We start from the raw sequence: 17,789 nt of genomic DNA, 5'->3' as shown, positions 1-17,789 counted from the left end.
GAATAAGGAACGTTGTAGTTCCTTATTTTTCTGTTGATTGGCGTTTTTGACGTGCATCAGCGGCATTTGCACGTGCGTTTGCTTCTAAGTCATTGTGGTCAGCGAGTTCGCGAGCGAACTCAACATCAATGCCATCGGCAGCTTTGTTTCGATTTACATTCTTTTTTTTCATTCGACACAATCTCCTTGTGTTTTATGCGGCGTTGCAAAGTTAGTTTGACACAAATAGACTTTTTTATACAAAGAGGATTTGGAAAGCATAGAGCCGAAATATACAATATAACTAATAGAAATGGGGGATAGGGATGGAATTGTTGAATGGGAAAACAGCTGTTGTAACGGGTGCTGCGCAGGGGATTGGAAAAGAAATCGCACGAGTTTTTGCAAAACTAGGGGCCAAAGTATTAATTAGTGATGTAAATGAAGAGAAGCTACAAGAAACGACACGTGAATTATCAGATGAAGGGTATGATGTGAGTTTATATCGATGTGATGTGAGTAATCAAAATGAAGCGAAGTCGTTAATTGAATATGCGGTGCAAAAATTTGGTACATTACATATTTTAGTGAATAACGCTGGGATTACAAAAGATGCAATGTTACATAAGATGGAGAAGTCTGCTTGGGAACAAGTATTACAAGTGAACTTAACTGGCGTTTTTTATTGTATGCAGCCAGCACTTCTTTATATGAGACAACAACAGTATGGACGGATTATTAATATTTCTTCTATTAGTAGGGAAGGAAACATTGGACAAGCAAATTATGCGGCTACAAAAGCAGGGGTTGTAGGCTTAACAAAAACAGCAGCGAAAGAGGTTGGAAGTTTTGGTATTACGTGTAATGCGATTTGTCCAGGGTTTATGGATACTGATATGACAAAAACAATACCGGATAAAGTAAAAGAGAAAATGGTTGGAGCGATTCCAGTTGGAAGAATCGGAACGCCGGAAGATATTGCAAACGCAGCTGCCTTTTTAGCATCAGAGTATGCGTCTTACATTACAGGAGAGGTATTAAATGTGAGCGGTGGGTTGCAAGTGTAAATGAATACATAATGAAAAGAACCTGACCGAGTAGGTCAGGTTCTTTCTCGTTAATTTAAGTTAATCCAAACGCTCTTCACTTCTGTATAGTTGTTCAGCGCGTAAGATCCCATTTCGCGGCCAAGACCGGATTGTTTAAATCCTCCAAATGGAGATGCTGCATCAAAGACGTTATAACAGTTTACCCATACAGTACCAGCACGTACTTTACTTGCAACATAGTGTGCTGTTTTAACATTTTCTGTCCACACACCAGCCGCTAAGCCGAATTGTGATTTATTTGCACGTTCAATTACTTCATCAATATCGTTAAAAGGTATAGCAGAAATAACTGGACCGAAAATTTCTTCTTTTGCGATCGTCATTTCGTCATTTACGTCAGCGAATACTGTAGGAGAAACGAAGTAGCCTTGATCGAATGGATTACTTCCTCCGCAAAGTACTTCAGCGCCTTCTTCAATCCCTTTTTCAATGTAGCTCATTACACGTTTTTGTTGTTCTTCGGAAACGAGAGGACCGATTGTTGTTTCAGGGTTAAGACCGACACCTTGATTTAGTTTTTTAGAATAGAGGACGAGATCAGCCATGACATTATCATACATTTTCTTTGGAATAAATAAGCGTGATCCAGCAGAGCATACTTGTCCTTGGTTAAACATAACACCAGAAAGTGCACCAGGAATCGCGCGAGATAAGTCGGCGTCTGGTAAAATAATGTTCGGTGATTTACCGCCAAGCTCTAAAGTAACACGTTTCAATGATTCAGATGCTTGTCGCATAATTTGTTTACCGACTGGAGTAGAACCAGTAAATGCAATTTTATCAACGAGTGGATGATTAACAAGTGCTTGTCCAGCTGATTCACCGAATCCAGGAACGATATTAATAACACCTTTCGGGAATCCAGCTTCTTCAATTAATTCAGCTAAGTATAGAGCGGATAGTGGAGTTTGTTCTGCAGGTTTTAAAACGATTGTACATCCTGTAGCAAGCGCAGCTCCCATTTTCCACATTGCCATAAGAAGTGGGAAGTTCCAAGGGATAATTTGACCGACGACACCAACAGCCTCATGGCGTGTATAGTTAAAGTAATCACCGGAAACAGGAATTGTTTGACCAACAATTTTCGTCGCCCAGCCAGCATAATAGCGCATATGCTCAATTGCAAGTGGTATGTCTGCCGCCATTGTTTCACGGATTGGCTTTCCGTTATCTAACGTTTCGAGTTGTGCGAGCTCTTCTTTATGCTCTTCCATTAAATCAGCGAGCTTGTACATAAGACGGCTGCGTTCAGCAGTGCTCATGCGTGACCAAGGACCTTCATCGAAAGCCATTCGAGCAGCTACCACAGCTTTATGAATGTCTTCGCGACCAGCTTCAGCAACGATAGCGAGTGTTTCACCAGTTGCTGGGTTAGGCGTTTTAAATGTTTTTCCGGAAGCGCTTTCAATGAACGCTCCGTTCACATATAGTTTCTTTGTGCCTTGAAGAAATTTCTCTACCTTTTCATGAAGATTTACAGCTAGTTGACTCATTGTATAACCCCCTTGAAAATATAATTTAAACGCAGTACGAGACGGCGTTTATTCCGAAATCAAGGATGTGGGAACTAGATGAAAAGCCTCTACTTAAAATCATAAATAAAAAATGCTGAAAATTCAAATTTCATTTTCGTTACAATTGTAAAAAATATGTAATGAAACATTGTATTCTATATAATTACAAAAAATCCTGCGCGTTTTTGTTTTCTAGTAGGAAAAACTAGAAAAACAGTGGTACAATTATACATCGTGAGAGGAGGGGGAAAATGAAGAATTATCATGATGATCCGCGCTTTCGAGTTGCCCATAGAGAAGCGTTAATTGGTCTTGGATTAGCTATTATTAATTTTATAATATGGTATGGATTTGCCTATGGGCTTGGAAGTAAGGATCCGAGTGAATATACATATGTATTAGGTTTTCCAGCATGGTTTTTTTATAGCTGTATCGTTGGATTTATCGTAATGGTTATTTTGCTTATTTTAGTTGTTCGTTTTTTATTTCAAGATATTTCACTCGATGAGGAAGAAAAAAGTGAGGAATGATAGATGAATTGGTATGTAATAATCCCAATGATAATTTCTTTTATCGTTGTGTTTTTAATTGGTGTATATGCATCAAGACGTGTACAAGCAACCGCTAATAATAAATTTTTACAAGAATATTTTCTTGGTGGGCGTGAACTTGGTGGCTTATTATTAGCTATGACGATGATTGCTACGTACGGTAGTGCAAGTAGCTTTATCGGCGGGCCTGGTATTGCTTACAATATGGGTCTTGGATGGGTGCTGTTATCAGCGATTCAAGTTGTAACAGGATATATCGTTTTAACGGTTATTGGTAAAAAGTTTGCAATTATCGCTAGAAAGATGGAAGCAATTACGCTTATTGATTATTTAAAGGGCAGATACAATAATAAAGCGGTAGTTGTTCTTTCTGCGTTATGTATTATAATCTTTTTGTTCTCAGCAACAGTAGCCCAGTGGGTTGGCGGCGGACGATTAATTGAGTCGCTAACAGGACTTTCCTACACAACGGCACTATTTTTATTTACATTTTCTGTACTTGTGTATGTGTTAATTGGTGGATTTCGTGCAGTCGCTTTATCAGATACGTTATTAGGAATCATTATGTTAGTCGGAACAACAATCATTTTAATTGCTACTGTCATTGCTGGTGGCGGAGTTGAAAAGATTATGCAGGAACTTATTCAAATTAATCCGAATCTAATAACACCGTTCGGAGCGGATGGAAGTTTAACGAAATCATATGTCACATCATTTTGGATTTTAATTGGGATTGGTGTCGTTGGATTACCGCAAATTAGTGTGCGTGCTATGTCTTATAAAAATTCAAAAGCTATGCACCAAGCATTAATCATTGGAACGGTTGTCGTCGGTACAATTATGATTGGTATGCATTTAACAGGTGTGTTTGCAAGAGTAGTCCTTCCAGGCATAACGGTACCAGATAAAGTAATGCCGCTACTCGCGATGGAAGTGTTGCCACCTTGGTTAGCTGGAGTTTTCTTAGCTGCACCAATGGCAGCGATAATGTCTACTGTGAACTCATTATTATTACTTGTAAGTTCGTCAATTATTAAAGATATATATGTGAACTACATAAATAAAGATGCCGCGGATAGTACGATAAAGAAAGGTAGCCTATTGATTACTGGTATCGTAGGATTACTCGTATATGCTGCCGCTATTAAGCCACCAGACTTTTTAATTTGGTTAAATTTATTTTCTTTCGGTGGTTTAGAAGCAGCGTTCATTTGGCCGATTGTGTTAGGTTTATATTGGAAAAAAGGAAATGCAACTGGAGCTCTCGCATCTATTTTAGTTGGAGTAGGTTCCTATATGTTTATTCACCTTTGCTACCCTAATCCATTCGGTATACATACAGTTGTTTTCCCGATTTGCTTTGCATTTATTTCTTATATAATTGGTAGTATGGTTACGATGAAAAAAGTAGCATGAAAATATAGAAAAACGTAGGAACTTCTAATATGAAGTTCCTACGTTTTTTGTTTATACAAAATTTATCTTTTTCATTCTGTATTCCGTCATGTATTCATAAAGTAATAACAATTGATGGGATGGAGTTGAGGTCTATGAAAAAAATATTATTTTTAGGAGACCCAGGAATTGATGACTCTTTAGCAATTATGTATGGATTATTGCATCCTGATATTGATATTGTTGGAGTAGTAACAGGATATGGGAATGTAACACAGGAAAAGGCGACGAGTAATGCGGCGTATTTATTGCAAATGGCGGGCCGGGAAGATATACCTGTTATTAATGGAGCGAAAATTCCTTTATCTGGGGATTTTGTAACATATTATCCGGAAATTCATGGGGTAGACGGTTTGGGACCTATTAAGCCTCCTAAAACTTTTTCTCCCAATATTAAACCTTTTTGTGCATTTTTCGATATCATTGAAAAATATAAAGGAGAACTAATCATTGTTGATGCCGGCAGATCAACAACATTAGCGACGGCATTTATTTTAGAAAAACCAATGATGAAGTATGTGAAAGAATATTATATAATGGGCGGAGCTTTTTTAATGCCCGGAAATGTTACACCAGTCGCGGAAGCCAATTTTCATGGTGACCCAATTGCATCACAATTAGTTATGCAAAATGCAAAAAATGTGACATTAATACCGCTTAACGTTACATCAGAAGCGATTATTACACCGGAGATGGTGAAATACATTACGAAACATTCTAAAACGAATTTCAAGAAATTAATAGAACCGATTTTCAATTATTATTATAAAGCTTATAAAAATCTGAATCCTAAAATAACAGGGAGCCCAGTGCATGATGTAGTAACGATGATGGTAGCGGCAAATCCATCTATTTTAGATTACGTGTATCGTCGTGTTGATGTAGATACGGTTGGAGTTGCGAAAGGGGAAAGTATCGCTGATTTTCGCCCGCAACCTGAAGCAAAAGCGTTGAAAAATTGGGTTAAAATTGGCTGGTCTTTACATTATAAAAAGTTTCTAGAGGATTTTGTGAAAATTATGACGTAGACATAATAGTAGCATACAAGTTAAAATAATGGAGATGATTATTTAAACAATCATCTCCATTATTTTGTTTTTAAGAGATAAATAGAGAAGAGTTACACAATAGGAGAGGAATTTTACTTGAAAAAAACTATAGTATGCGCAGTGATTGTGGGTATTTTTGTTTTGCTGATATCAGGTAACTTTTTAGTGAAAAAAGTGTGGAGTTCAAATAATGATGATGCGCAGTACATAGCATCCTTTATTGAAGAACATAAAGATGAAAAGAATAGTGCACTTTTAATAAAAAGAAATGATAAAGTCGTGTATTCTGTAAATCCGGATGTTGTATTGCCAGTTGCTAGTACGATGAAGTTAATTGTGGCGCTTGAATATACGAAACAAGTTACAGAGGGGAAAATCGATCCGTCTAGTTTCGCTTCAATTAATGATGTGAATCGTTATTATGTGCCGGGTACAGATGGTGGTGCACAAGATAGATGGCAAAATTATTTGCAAAAAAAAGAAAAGATAACTGAAGGAGCGGTTTCTTTAGAAGAAGTTGCAAAAGGAATGGTTAAGTTTAGTTCTAATGCAAATACTGAATATTTAATGGAGGTATTAGGATTAGACAATATTAATCGGAATTTACAAAGTTTAGCACTTCCTGCACATCAACCGCTATTTCCGATTGTTTCATCTTTATACATTCCGGGATATTTGCATAAAGAATTACATGTTCCAAAATATAAAATAGAGAAAAAGTTAAAAGAAATGTCTCAAGAGCAATATCGTGAATATGCTATGATTATTCATGAACGCTTAAAAAAGAAGGGACCATTATTACAGAAGGAAATTCCTCTGTATTTAGAGGAACGTTACGACAAAATTTGGTCGGATAGATTGCCGGCTGCTTCCGCTAACGATTATATGGTACTGCTTCAAAAGGCAAATCATCAAGGTGGTCTTACAGAAGCGGAAGAAAAAGTGTGGGCGAATATCGTTGAAACAGATATGAGCGCAAAGAAATATCGTAAAACATTCAGGCATGCTGGACAAAAGAATGGTTATACACCATGGACGGTAACAAAAGCAGTTTATGCAATGGATAAACGCGGAAACTGTACAGAAATTGTTTTCTTGGCAAATAATTTAAATGAAGATGACAGTGCTGAAATACGTAAACATTTAGCAAATCTACACTTTCAAGTGTTGCAAAGTGATAAGTATGATGCGACTTTTATTAAATAAACTCGGTGCTATGAGCGCCGAGTTTATTTTTATGTACAAGCACTTTTTCACCATCCTTGGGTATGATGGGTAGTAACACTTAGGCGAAAGGGGAAAAGGTGATGAAACAGAGTAAAGAAGAGTTTATTAAGAATGAAGGCGCTGATTTCCCTGGGAAAACATATGTAGATTGTGTATTACAGCACGTATTTAATTTTCAGCGTAATTATTTATTAAAAGATATGTTTCAAGTGCATAGGGCACATATTGCTATGTTAACTGAAGAGAAGTTAATGAAAAGAGAAGAAGCGAAAGTTATATTAATCGCACTTAAAAAAGTAGAGGGGATTCCAAAGGAGAAGTTGCTATATTCAGAGCAACATGAAGATCTTTTTTTCTTAGTTGAACATTTGCTTTCTCAAGAAGCAAAGTGTGAATTTGTAAGTAATATGCATATCGGTAGAAGTAGAAATGATATGGGTGTAACGATGTATCGCATGAGTTTACGGCAATTTGTATTGAGGTTAATGGAACATCATTTATTGCTGCAAGAAAGTATGCTGGAGCTCGCCGGTGAACATATGGAAACAATTATGCCCGCGTATACACATACACAACCGGCGCAGCCGACAACATTTGGTCATTATATTTTGGCAATTTATGATACGATGCAACGAGATTTAGAAAGAATGAAAAAAGCGTATCATCTTTTAAATCATTCTCCAATGGGGGCAGCTGCCCTTTCTACAACAAGCTTCCCAATTAAGAGAAAACGAGTGGCACAGTTACTTGGGTTTACAAATGTAATTGAGAACTCATATGATGCTGTTGCTGGAGCAGATTATTTATTAGAAGTTAGCTCGTTACTAATGGTTATTATGACGAATACGAGTAGATGGATTCATGATTTTTTACTATTAGCGACGAAAGAATATGATGGGATTACTGTAGCGAAGCCATATGTGCAAATAAGTAGTATTATGCCGCAAAAACGAAATCCTGTTTCAATAGAACATGCCCGTGCTATTACGAGTAGTGCTTTAGGGGAAGCATTTACTGTATTTCAAATGATTCATAATACACCATTTGGCGATATTGTCGATACGGAGGATGACTTGCAGCCGTATTTATATAAAGGAATCGAAAAGGCGATTCGTGTTTTTTGTATGATGAACGCAGTTATTCGAACGATGAAAGTAGAAAAGGAAACGTTAAAAAGTCGTTCATATAAACACGCGATTACGATTACAGATTTCGCAGATGTTTTAACAAAAAACTATGAAATACCATTTCGGCATGCACATCATGCAGCAAGTGCGATTGCGAATATGTCTATGCAGCAGAAGAAAGAATTACATGAATTAAATTTCAAAGACATAAATGTATACTTACAAGAAAATTTGAAAGTAAATTTATTAGAAGAAGAGTGGAAAGAAATTATATCACCAGAAGCTTTTATTCAAAAAAGAAATGTATATGGTGGACCGAGTAAAAAAGAGATGGAGCGTATGATTAATAAACGTAAAGAATCGTTTCGAAAAGAAGAAGAGCTATTTGAGAAGGAAAAGAAGAGAGTGTTACATGCTGAAAATGATTTGAACACATTAGTTTCAAATATTATTAAATCGCAAAAGAAGGATTTAATGAATTAATCGCCAATACTTAATGAAACTATAAATAGAGAGAAGAGATTGTCGATGATTCAATTACATGTATATGAAGAGATTCTTAATTTTACAGAAGAGGTTACACCATTTTTAGAGAAGAATGAGCAGGAAAATAATCTCATATTAGGTGTATTACAAATGGTCCAAGAACCGATATTTATAGGAGTAGCAAAACAAGAGGAAGAAATTGCAGCTGTATTTCTTCAAACAGAAGAAAAGAAACAAATAATTGTTGCTACGTCTGAGATTTCGGCAGTAGCTATTAAGGAACTTGCAAAAGAGTTAACGAAAGTATATCCAAATATTCCTGGATTGATTGGTAATAAAAAAATCGTACAGAAATTAGCGGAAGAGATTGCAGTGTTAGAGAATAAGAAAACTAATGTTGCAATGGAGCAAGGTATATATGAATTAAAACAAGTAAAGAAAAAGTGGAACGGAGATGGAATCTTTCGAGAAGTAAGTAGTGATGAGCTAACATTAATAGAGCAGTGGATATATCAATTTTGCGAAGATGTGAAGCTTCCTACTACGAAAGAAGAAGCGAAACAAACTGCTCATACATTAATTACTAATCATCGTCTATTTGGTTTAGAAGTAGACGGGAAGATTGTTTCTGTAGCTGCAAAAACGAGACCGACTACAAACAATATAACAGTTAATTTCGTATATACACCGAAAGAAGCTCGGAAAAAAGGGTACGCATCTAGTTGTGTCGCTGCACTTAGTCAACGTATGTTAGATGAAGGTTACAAAACAACGACATTATATACAGACCTGGCAAATCCAACATCAAATAAAATTTATCAAGAGATTGGTTATGAGAAGATGATGGAGTCTGTACTCATATTTTTAGAGAAATAGAATGAAAAGGCACGCTATTATAGTGTGCCTCTTTGTTATTCATCAATTCGAATTACTTCACCCTGCGGGAAATTCTCAGTTTCTAGTAAGTTACGAATAGCTTTCGCAACATATTCAGGTGACAGTAGCTTTCCTTCTTCTTTTAATGCGGTGAATCGATCTAAGTTAATAAAGTCTTCCTTATTTGTTTCACGAATTTGTGCTTGCATATTTGTATCAACAACACCGGGTGCGAAAGCGACAGTTTTTACAGGATATTCTTTCTCCACTTCTTCAGTAGCTACGCACTGTGTAAACATATTTACACCGGCTTTCGTTGTACAATAAGCTCCCCATCCGAAATAAGGATTTTTTCCTGCTCCAGATGAAATATTTATAATGCGTTTTTCTACTTTCCAGTCTTTCGTATGTTTCATGAAAGTGGAAGTAAGGATCATTGGTGCGATTAAATTAATGTGAACGTTCGTAATGAATTGTTCACTTTCTGACTTTTCAATAGGTTTCATTGGTGCAAGTGTTCCTGCATTATTAATTAAATGAATCGATGAGACATTGTCTTTTTGAATAGATGAAAAGACTTCGTTAAAATGAGTTTCTAAATTATGTACATCTTGAAGATCTATGGAATGGAAAATACAATTGCTGTCGTTTTGCTCTGCGAGTTTTGCAAGCTGTTTATTTTCTCTCCTAGAAATAGAGATAACGGTTGTATTTTCTTCTAACAATTGCACGGCGATTGCCTCACCTAAACCTTGTGAAGTTCCTGTTACGATAACGTAGCGCATAGTATAGTAAACTCCTCTCCATATATGTGGAATTTTGTTGGACAACGTACATTATATAGTTTGTCTACATTTTATAGTATAGAGCACTTTTTACTATAAATGAAATGAGATGATTGTGTGCCTTTTATGAATCGTTTTACAACAACAGTAACTGGTGCCGTCACGTTCACTGGGAATACGTTGGGACTTAGTCCTACATCGCCTGCGCCAGGTAATATTTTTGGTACACTTGCTGTATTTACGACAGTAAATACGTCGTTACAAGTACCAGGATTCCCAGCAGGAACAACGGATGACTGGCAATTGAATTCTTCAAGTGCAATTTTAAACCTTCCGGCAGGGAGTAGTATTTTGTATGCAGAGTTGGTTTGGGCTGGTACTTTCCGGACTGATACGGAAGATGTATTACCATTTTTAAATGATAATATTACATTTACAACACCAGCAGGAACATTTTCAGTTACGCCAGACCCTGCTACCGCGCAGCAAGGTTCGGTAGGAAACCAGTTTTATTATGCTCGCTCTGCTAATGTAACGAATCTTGTAAGTACAGGTGGGGCAGGCACATATACAACAGGTGCCGTGCCAGCTGCAAGAACTTCAGCTGATCCAACAATCAGTCGTTCAGCTGGCTGGACGCTTGAGGTAGTTTATCAAAATGCAAGTTTACCACTTCGGAATTTGTCAGTATATGCAGGTCAAGAAATTATCGATGCTTCATCCCCGCCAGTTGATGCTACTATTTCAGGATTTGCTACTCCAGCAACAGGAGCTGTTACAGGAAGAGTGCTCGTAACTGCTCAAGAAGGTGATTCTAACATTGTTGGAGATCAGCTTCGCTTTGGACCGAATGCAAATGCTACAGTCGCATTATTCGGACCGAGAAACCCCGCGAATAATTTCTTTCAATCACAAATTTGTAATGATAGTGGCAATCTAGATACGAGCGGCACATTTGGAGATTTGAATCAGCCGTTAGGAATCGCTTTAGCAGTCCGAAGACAAGGGTGGGATATTACGAATGTAGACGCCTCATCTTCTTTAGTAAACAATCAGACGTCAGCAACTGTTCGCTTTGTCACAAATGGAGATGGATACGCTGCAGCTGGTTTTGGTGTTCAAATTGATGCGACAGGTCCAATCATTAATCCTGTTAAATCGGTTAATAGAACAGTTGCAGGGGTAGGGGATACTCTCACCTATACGATTACGGTCCCGAACACAGGAACAGGAAGTGCAGAAAACGTTGTATTACAAGATAGTATTCCGAACGGAACGACATTTGTAGCAGGTAGTGTAACGGTAGGTGGAGTAACACAACCGAGTGCGAATCCAGCGAATGGAATTAATTTAGGTACAATCCCAAATAACACGCAAAGAATTGTTACATTTCAAGTTCGAATAACATCGTTCCCGAACCCAAACCCTATTCCAAATCGTGCAATGGTGTCATATCAATTCCGTCCTTTTGTCGGTAGTCCCCCTATTACAAGTACGTCTTCTTCAAATACAGTACAAACGACAGTGAATCAAGCAACTATAAGTATGCAAAAATCTGTAGACCTACAGACGGCAACGCTTAATGACGTATTAACGTACACAGTTAATGTCACGAATAATGGGAATGTTGCTGCAAACAATGTTATTTTTGTTGATAGTATCCCTGCAGGAACAACATTTGTCGCAAATAGTGTTACGGTAAATGGAGTAGCACGTCCAGGAGCGAATCCATCAAGTAGTATTAATCTTGGAAGTATTAATGCTTCACAAACGACTGTAGTGCGCTTTCAAGTTCGAGTAACATCTAATCCTCTTGTAAATCCAATTCCGAACCGTGCAAGTGTAACATTTAACTTTACTCCAGTGCCTGGCCAACAACCAATTTCAGGTCAAGCGACAAGTAATACTGTATTTACTACTATTAATATAGCTGATATAAGAACGAGAAAAACAGTGGATAGAGCTTTTGCGACAGTTAATGACGTTCTTACGTACACCGTTACAATTGAAAATACAGGAAATGTACTGGCGACGAACGTTATTTTTCAAGATCCAACCCCAATTGGAACGACTTTTATACCAAATAGTGTAACTGTTGATGGAGTTTCGCAACCTGGGGCAAATCCAGCGACTGGGTTTACGGTAGCGAATATATCTCCAGGTGGAAGTAGAACGGTGACTTTTCAAGTGCGAGTTACATCTACCCCATCAGGAGGCACGATTGCGAATCGGGGTAATGTAGCTGCTAATTTCGTCGTTATTCCGAATCAACCGCCAGTAACGATTAATAGGCAAACGAATACCGTTGTAACACAAGTTAATACAGGTGGTTTAAATGTAATAAAAGAAGTAAATACAGCTCAAGCGGCAGTAGGTGATACTTTAACATACACGATTGCCGTCCAAAATACAGGTAACGTTCCGTTAACAAATGTATTTTTCCAAGACACTACTTCTTCAGCGGTTTCTTTCGTTGCAAACTCTGTAACAATTAATGGAACACCACAAAGTGGACTAAATCCAAATTCAGGATTTTCTCTTCCGAATATCCCTGCGGCTCAGACAGTTGTAGTTACATTTGAAGTATTAATTGAGCAGGATCCGCCAAATGAAGATATTTTAAATCAAGCAAATGTAACAGCAAGTTTTCAAGTGAATCCGAGCGAACCACCAGTAACAATTAATGTTCCTAGTAACATTGTTAACACAACTGTACAATCGGGGGATTTTGAAGTTGTGAAATCAGTCAATACGGATGTTGCAACGGTAGGGGATGTTTTAGTATATACAATCGAAATTATAAATGCAGGTAGTGTACCAGCGACGAATGTATTTTTCCAAGATTCAATTCCGCAAGGGACATTATTTATTGAAAACAGTGTATTAGTTAATGGTGTTTTACAAGAAGGAGCAGATCCAGAACTTGGATTCCCACTAAATAATTTGCCTACTGGCGTAAGTGTAATTGTTTCGTTTGAAGTATTAATTGATGAAATTCCCCAAGGAAATAATGTCGTAAATAATGCGAATGTAACTGGAGATTTCCTTGTAAATCCAACAGAGCCACCGATTACTGTAACAGTACCAAGTAATACTGTTATGACAGTGGTGAATTCTTCAGGTTTAAATGTAATGAAGAGCGTAAGCGCTACTGAAGCAGGAGTAGGAGATACGTTAACGTATACAGTTCGTATACAAAATAGTGGAACGGTAGCAGCGACAAATGTGTCATTCCTTGATCCAATTCCATCTGGAACAACGTTTGTTGCGAATAGTGTAACAATAAACGGGATATCTCAACCTGGTTTAGATCCGACAACTGGATTTCCGCTTGCTAATATTCCAGTAGGAGGGATGGTAACAGTTACTTTTCAAGTGACGATCACGAGTGTACCACCAAATAGAGTTCTTCCGAATAATGCGAATGTAACTGCGGATTTCCAAGTAAGTCCTCTCCAACCACCAATTACAATTGTAACGATTAGTAATATTGTTGTGACGCGAGTGAATGTAGGATCAATTAATGTAATAAAGAGTGTAAACACACCTCAAGCAGGAGTAGGAGATACGTTAACGTATACGATTCTTATTCAAAATACAGGAACTGTTCCTGCAACAAATATTATTTTTCAAGATCCAATTCCGTCTGGTACTGCGTTTGTAGCAAATAGTGTGACAATAAACGGAGTCGTACAGCAAGGCGCGGATCCTATGGCAGGTTTCCCAGTACCAAATATTCCGGTCGGGCAAACGGCTACGATTACGTTTCAAGTTACAGTGACAAGCGTTCCGAGCGGTGGAAATATAAGAAACCAATCGAACGTTACTGCAAGTTTTCTTATAAATCCGGCAGGACCTCCTATAACGACTGTTACGAATAGTAATTTTGTAGTGACACAGGTAAATACGGCACAGTTAAATATACAAAAATCTTCATCTGTACAACAAGCTGCACTTGGAGAAATTTACACGTATTCTGTTGTCATTAGAAATAATGGAACGGTAACAGCAACGAATGTCTCTTTCATTGATCCAATTGCTCCAGAAACAACATTTGTAGCAAATAGTGTAACGATAAATGGAACTCCTCAACCTGGATTTGATCCAAATATAGGTTTTACGCTTCCTAATATAGCTGCTGGCACATCATTGACTGTAGCGTTCCAAGTAACAGTAGTTGCGCCATCCACGCGTGGAGCCGTACTAAACACGGCAGCTGCTACGGCCACTTTTTTATTAAATCCTTTACAGCCCCCTGTAACAACGACAAATTCAAGTAATACGACAGTAGTTACGATACCGTTACCTCCTCCTGGTGAAGTAACAGCAACCAAAACAGTTGACGTTGCAACTGGAGCGGTTGGGGATGTATTAACGTATACCGTGCTAATTTCAAACGTAGGAATTATACCTGTTACAGATGTGTTCTTCCAAGATGTCATACCAGAAGGAACGACATTTTTAGAAGATAGTGTAACGATAGGTGGGGTGCAGCAACTTGGTTTAAATCCAGAAATAGGATTTACAGTTACTCCATTATTAATTAATGGTGGAAGTATTGAGGTAACGTTCCGAGTGACGATTACAGAAATTCCAGATAATGAAGTCATATTAAATGATGCAGACGTTACATTTACTTCACAACCAAATCCGCAGGAACCACCGATTACGGAAACGATATTAACAAATTTAGTCGTTACGACAATTAATATAGCGTTTATTTTTCCGTTAAAACTAGTAGATAAAGAAGTAGCGACTGTAGGAGAAATTTTAACGTATGATGTATTGGTTTTTAATTTTGGAACAGTGGCAGCGACGAATGTTCAATTTATAGATACTACTTCCGCGGGTGTAGCATTTGTACCAGGAAGTGTGAGCATAAACGGGGTACCAGCACCAGGATTAGATCCTTTTATCGGTTTTACAGTTCCAGATATACCTGTAGATGATTTTGTACTTGTCACATATCAAGAGATGGTAACGAGCATACCAGAAGGTGGAACAGTTGTTAACTTTGTAGATGTTACGGCTACATTTGCTGTAAGTGAAACAGAGCCGCCTATTACTGAAACAACGACAAGTAACACGACATTAACCGAAATAAATGAACCTGGTTTGAATGTTTTAAAATCAGTAAGTGAGCCAATTGTTGCAGTAGGCGATACAATCACATATACGACAGTAGTTCAAAATACAGGGACAGTGACAGCGACGAATATTCAATATAGTGATGTATTACCTTCCTCTATAGCATTCGTGCCGAATAGTGTAACGATAGGTGGTGTGATACAACCTGGGTTCAATCCTAATAATGGATTCCCACTTCCAGATATAAATTCAGGGGGAAGTGTAGAAGTCACGTTCCAAGTAACCGTTGTTAGTGTTCCATCAAACGGAACAATTGCCAATACGGCAAATGTTACTGGAAGCTTTATATTAGTACCAGGAGAACCACCAGTTATAGTAAATCAGCCAAGTAACACAACGCTCACAACTGTAAATAGAGGAAGCTTTAATGTTATTAAACAAGTCAATAGAGCTGCTACCTTAGTTGGAGATGTATTAACGTATACAGTGCAAATAACGAATACAGGAACAGTAACAGCTAACGATGTTCAGTTTATTGATACGATTTCAGCAGGAGCGTCATTTGTACCAAATAGTGTAACGGTAAATGGAACTCCGCAACCTGGTTTGAATCCGATTACTGGGTTTGGAATTGGCGATATACTTGTTGGCAATACGACTATAGTGACGTTCCAAGCGATAGTGACAAATATTCCATCTTCAGGAACGATAACGAATGTTGCAAATATAACAGGAAGTTTTACTTTAGTACCAGGAGAACCACCAGTTGTAGTAACAGAGCCGAGTAATACGACAATAACAAGGGTAAATAGAGGGCGATTCAATGTTATAAAAACTGTCAACAAACAGGCGACACGATTAGGAGATACGTTAACGTATAGTGTGCAAGTTACAAATACAGGAACGGTAACAGCGACAAATGTGCAATTTATTGACGTTCCATCACCTAGTTTAGAATTCGTTCCAGGGAGTGTACAGATAAATGGGATTCCACAAGTAGGTTTAGATCCTTTTGTAGGCTTTTCATTACCGGATCTTGCAGTAGGAGATAGCATACTAATCACATTTGAAGTAAATGTAATCGTAATTCCGCCTTCTAGTAGCATTATGAATACAGCGAGAGTAACTGGTGATTTCGAATTGATTCCAGGAGAACCACCGTTTACAATTACGAATTCAAGTAATACGACAGTCACACCAGTAAATAGAGGCAGTTTAGATATGCTGAAAGAAGTAGATCATTCAATTGTTGGAGTAGGAGAAACGGTAACGTACCGTGTTCGCATATTAAATACTGGTACGGCTGATGCAATGAATGTTCAATTTATTGATGTGTTATCTCCGGAAGCGGCTTTTGTACCAAATAGTGTAACGGTAAATGGAGTAGCACGTCCAGGAGTAAATCCGCAGGTTGGATTTACGATTTTAGACATTCCAGTCGGTGAGACGGCGATTGTAACATATGAAGCTACAATTACAAGTTTTCCAGATGGTGGTACAGTGGTGAACGTTGCTGGGGTATCGGCAGAATATATTTTAGTACCAGGGGAACCGCCAGTTACAGTGATGGACACGAGTAATACAGTTATTGTAACGGTAAATACTGCAATCTTATTTGTTGCAAAAGGAGCAAACTTTGAAGTAGCAATGGTAGGAGATGTTGTCACTTACGGAATTGCTGTTATAAATGATAGTACAGTTCCTGTGACGAATATTATTTTAACAGACATCATTGACCCAAATACGTTATTTATAAATGGCACGGTAACGGTAAATGATGTACCTTTTCCATTTGCCAATCCGAATACCGGTATCCTTTTAGGTGATTTTCAGCCGAATGATGCAGCAATTATTAATTTCCAAGTTGTAATAACAGGAGGGCAAATAAATAACTTATTAACAAATACAGCTACAGCGAATGGGCTTGCAACTGTAAATCCTAATGAGCCGCCAGTAGTAGTTGAAGGCGATAGTAATACAGTTGTTATCCCGTTTATTCCTCAAAATGTTTCAACAACAGTCGTAAAAACGGCAGATCTTCAATCAGCAACGATAGGCGATGTTATTACGTTTACGACAGTTATTACGAATACGGGGGATACAGCGATACAAAATATTCGTTTTCAAGATATGTTAGATAGTAGTTTTCGATTTGTTCCTGGAAGTGTAACTGTTGATAATACGCCAGTGCCAAATGTAAGCCCAGTATCAGGGTTTCTTATAGGAAGTTTAAATCCAGGTGAAGCACGGACAGTTTCGTTCCAAGTAACAGTTCAGAGTGCACCAAGTGGTTCAGGAAATTATATTAATCAAGCGAGTATTCGCTTCGAACATCAAGTAGGCACAGTATTGCCACCTGTTACACAAATAATAGATAGTAACATAGTTGTCATTCCATTTGTTCCAACGATAGAACAAATTTGTGAAACAAACTTTAATTGTTTAGACAAAATTCCATTTCACTGTTCTCCGTGTAATCAGTTGCGAATAAATAAAAAATAAACACAAAAAGAGCATCCTGAAAGAATAGGATGCTCTTTTTG

11 protein-coding genes are annotated in these 17,789 nt (G+C 37.7%); 8 read left to right on the top strand and 3 right to left on the bottom strand.

Features of this window, described 5'->3' with window-relative positions:
• Positions 1–22: 22 nt before the first annotated feature.
• Positions 23–172 carry a YfhD family protein gene (locus tag NSQ08_RS16105; protein WP_002066466.1) on the bottom strand — a complete coding sequence of 50 codons (150 nt, stop codon included), beginning with the start codon at positions 170–172 and terminating at the stop codon, positions 23–25.
• A gap of 133 nt (positions 173–305) precedes the next feature.
• Here NSQ08_RS16105 and fabG point away from each other — a divergent pair, with 133 nt between their 5' ends.
• Positions 306–1,046: a 3-oxoacyl-ACP reductase FabG gene (gene fabG, locus NSQ08_RS16100; protein WP_002014354.1), complete on the top strand. Its 741-nt coding sequence runs from the start codon at positions 306–308 to the stop codon at positions 1,044–1,046.
• A gap of 50 nt (positions 1,047–1,096) precedes the next feature.
• On the opposite strand, the gene dhaS is transcribed toward fabG, so the two are convergent.
• A complete protein-coding gene (dhaS, locus tag NSQ08_RS16095) occupies positions 1,097–2,581 on the bottom strand; it encodes an aldehyde dehydrogenase DhaS (protein WP_002087742.1) in 1,485 nt (494 codons plus the stop codon).
• Positions 2,582–2,853: 272 nt separating this feature from the next.
• Between dhaS and NSQ08_RS16090 the strand changes: the two genes are divergently transcribed.
• The 6 genes from NSQ08_RS16090 (at position 2,854) to NSQ08_RS16065 (ending at position 9,373) form a co-directional block, all read left to right on the top strand.
• Positions 2,854–3,132, top strand: coding sequence for a YhdT family protein (locus NSQ08_RS16090; protein WP_002014357.1), 279 nt, complete (start codon positions 2,854–2,856; stop codon positions 3,130–3,132).
• A 3-nt stretch (positions 3,133–3,135) separates the two neighbouring features.
• Positions 3,136–4,569 carry a sodium/pantothenate symporter gene (gene panF / locus NSQ08_RS16085; RefSeq protein WP_002087740.1) on the top strand — a complete coding sequence of 478 codons (1,434 nt, stop codon included), beginning with the start codon at positions 3,136–3,138 and terminating at the stop codon, positions 4,567–4,569.
• A 134-nt stretch (positions 4,570–4,703) separates the two neighbouring features.
• Positions 4,704–5,636: a nucleoside hydrolase gene (locus NSQ08_RS16080; protein WP_002033591.1), complete on the top strand. Its 933-nt coding sequence runs from the start codon at positions 4,704–4,706 to the stop codon at positions 5,634–5,636.
• 117 nt (positions 5,637–5,753) lie between these two features.
• Positions 5,754–6,863 carry a serine hydrolase gene (locus tag NSQ08_RS16075; RefSeq protein ID WP_340776821.1) on the top strand — a complete coding sequence of 370 codons (1,110 nt, stop codon included), beginning with the start codon at positions 5,754–5,756 and terminating at the stop codon, positions 6,861–6,863.
• Between the two features lie 101 nt (positions 6,864–6,964).
• Positions 6,965–8,494 carry an argininosuccinate lyase gene (gene argH, locus NSQ08_RS16070; RefSeq protein WP_340776818.1) on the top strand — a complete coding sequence of 510 codons (1,530 nt, stop codon included), beginning with the start codon at positions 6,965–6,967 and terminating at the stop codon, positions 8,492–8,494.
• Positions 8,495–8,539: 45 nt separating this feature from the next.
• Complete coding sequence (locus tag NSQ08_RS16065) at positions 8,540–9,373, top strand: GNAT family N-acetyltransferase (protein WP_002014365.1); 834 nt, start codon at positions 8,540–8,542, stop codon at positions 9,371–9,373.
• A gap of 35 nt (positions 9,374–9,408) precedes the next feature.
• Here the strand turns inward: NSQ08_RS16065 and NSQ08_RS16060 are convergent, their stop codons facing one another.
• Positions 9,409–10,158, bottom strand: a complete 750-nt coding sequence (locus NSQ08_RS16060) for a (S)-benzoin forming benzil reductase (RefSeq protein ID WP_002033594.1) — start codon at positions 10,156–10,158, stop codon at positions 9,409–9,411.
• A 117-nt stretch (positions 10,159–10,275) separates the two neighbouring features.
• On the opposite strand from NSQ08_RS16060, the gene NSQ08_RS16055 reads away from it, so the two are divergent.
• Positions 10,276–17,748, top strand: coding sequence for a DUF7507 domain-containing protein (locus NSQ08_RS16055; RefSeq protein WP_340776813.1), 7,473 nt, complete (start codon positions 10,276–10,278; stop codon positions 17,746–17,748).
• Positions 17,749–17,789 lie beyond the last annotated feature (41 nt).

This window comes from Bacillus sp. FSL E2-8887 (assembly GCF_038007205.1).
Classification (GTDB): Bacteria; Bacillota; Bacilli; order Bacillales; family Bacillaceae_G; genus Bacillus_A; species Bacillus_A mycoides.
This window is presented reverse-complemented; position numbering and strand designations above follow the sequence as displayed.

Excerpts from the sequence above, each read along its gene's own strand:
- NSQ08_RS16080 (WP_002033591.1), top strand. The coding sequence starts at position 4,704 with ATGAAAAAAATATTATTTTTAGGAGACCCAGGAATTGATGACTCTTTA.
- NSQ08_RS16090 (WP_002014357.1), top strand. The coding sequence starts at position 2,854 with ATGAAGAATTATCATGATGATCCGCGCTTTCGAGTTGCCCATAGAGAA.
- NSQ08_RS16065 (WP_002014365.1), top strand. The coding sequence starts at position 8,540 with ATGATTCAATTACATGTATATGAAGAGATTCTTAATTTTACAGAAGAG.
- NSQ08_RS16060 (WP_002033594.1), bottom strand. The coding sequence starts at position 10,158 with ATGCGCTACGTTATCGTAACAGGAACTTCACAAGGTTTAGGTGAGGCA.
- NSQ08_RS16105 (WP_002066466.1), bottom strand. The coding sequence starts at position 172 with ATGAAAAAAAAGAATGTAAATCGAAACAAAGCTGCCGATGGCATTGAT.
- argH (WP_340776818.1), top strand. The coding sequence starts at position 6,965 with ATGAAACAGAGTAAAGAAGAGTTTATTAAGAATGAAGGCGCTGATTTC.
- dhaS (WP_002087742.1), bottom strand. The coding sequence starts at position 2,581 with ATGAGTCAACTAGCTGTAAATCTTCATGAAAAGGTAGAGAAATTTCTT.
- fabG (WP_002014354.1), top strand. The coding sequence starts at position 306 with ATGGAATTGTTGAATGGGAAAACAGCTGTTGTAACGGGTGCTGCGCAG.
- panF (WP_002087740.1), top strand. The coding sequence starts at position 3,136 with ATGAATTGGTATGTAATAATCCCAATGATAATTTCTTTTATCGTTGTG.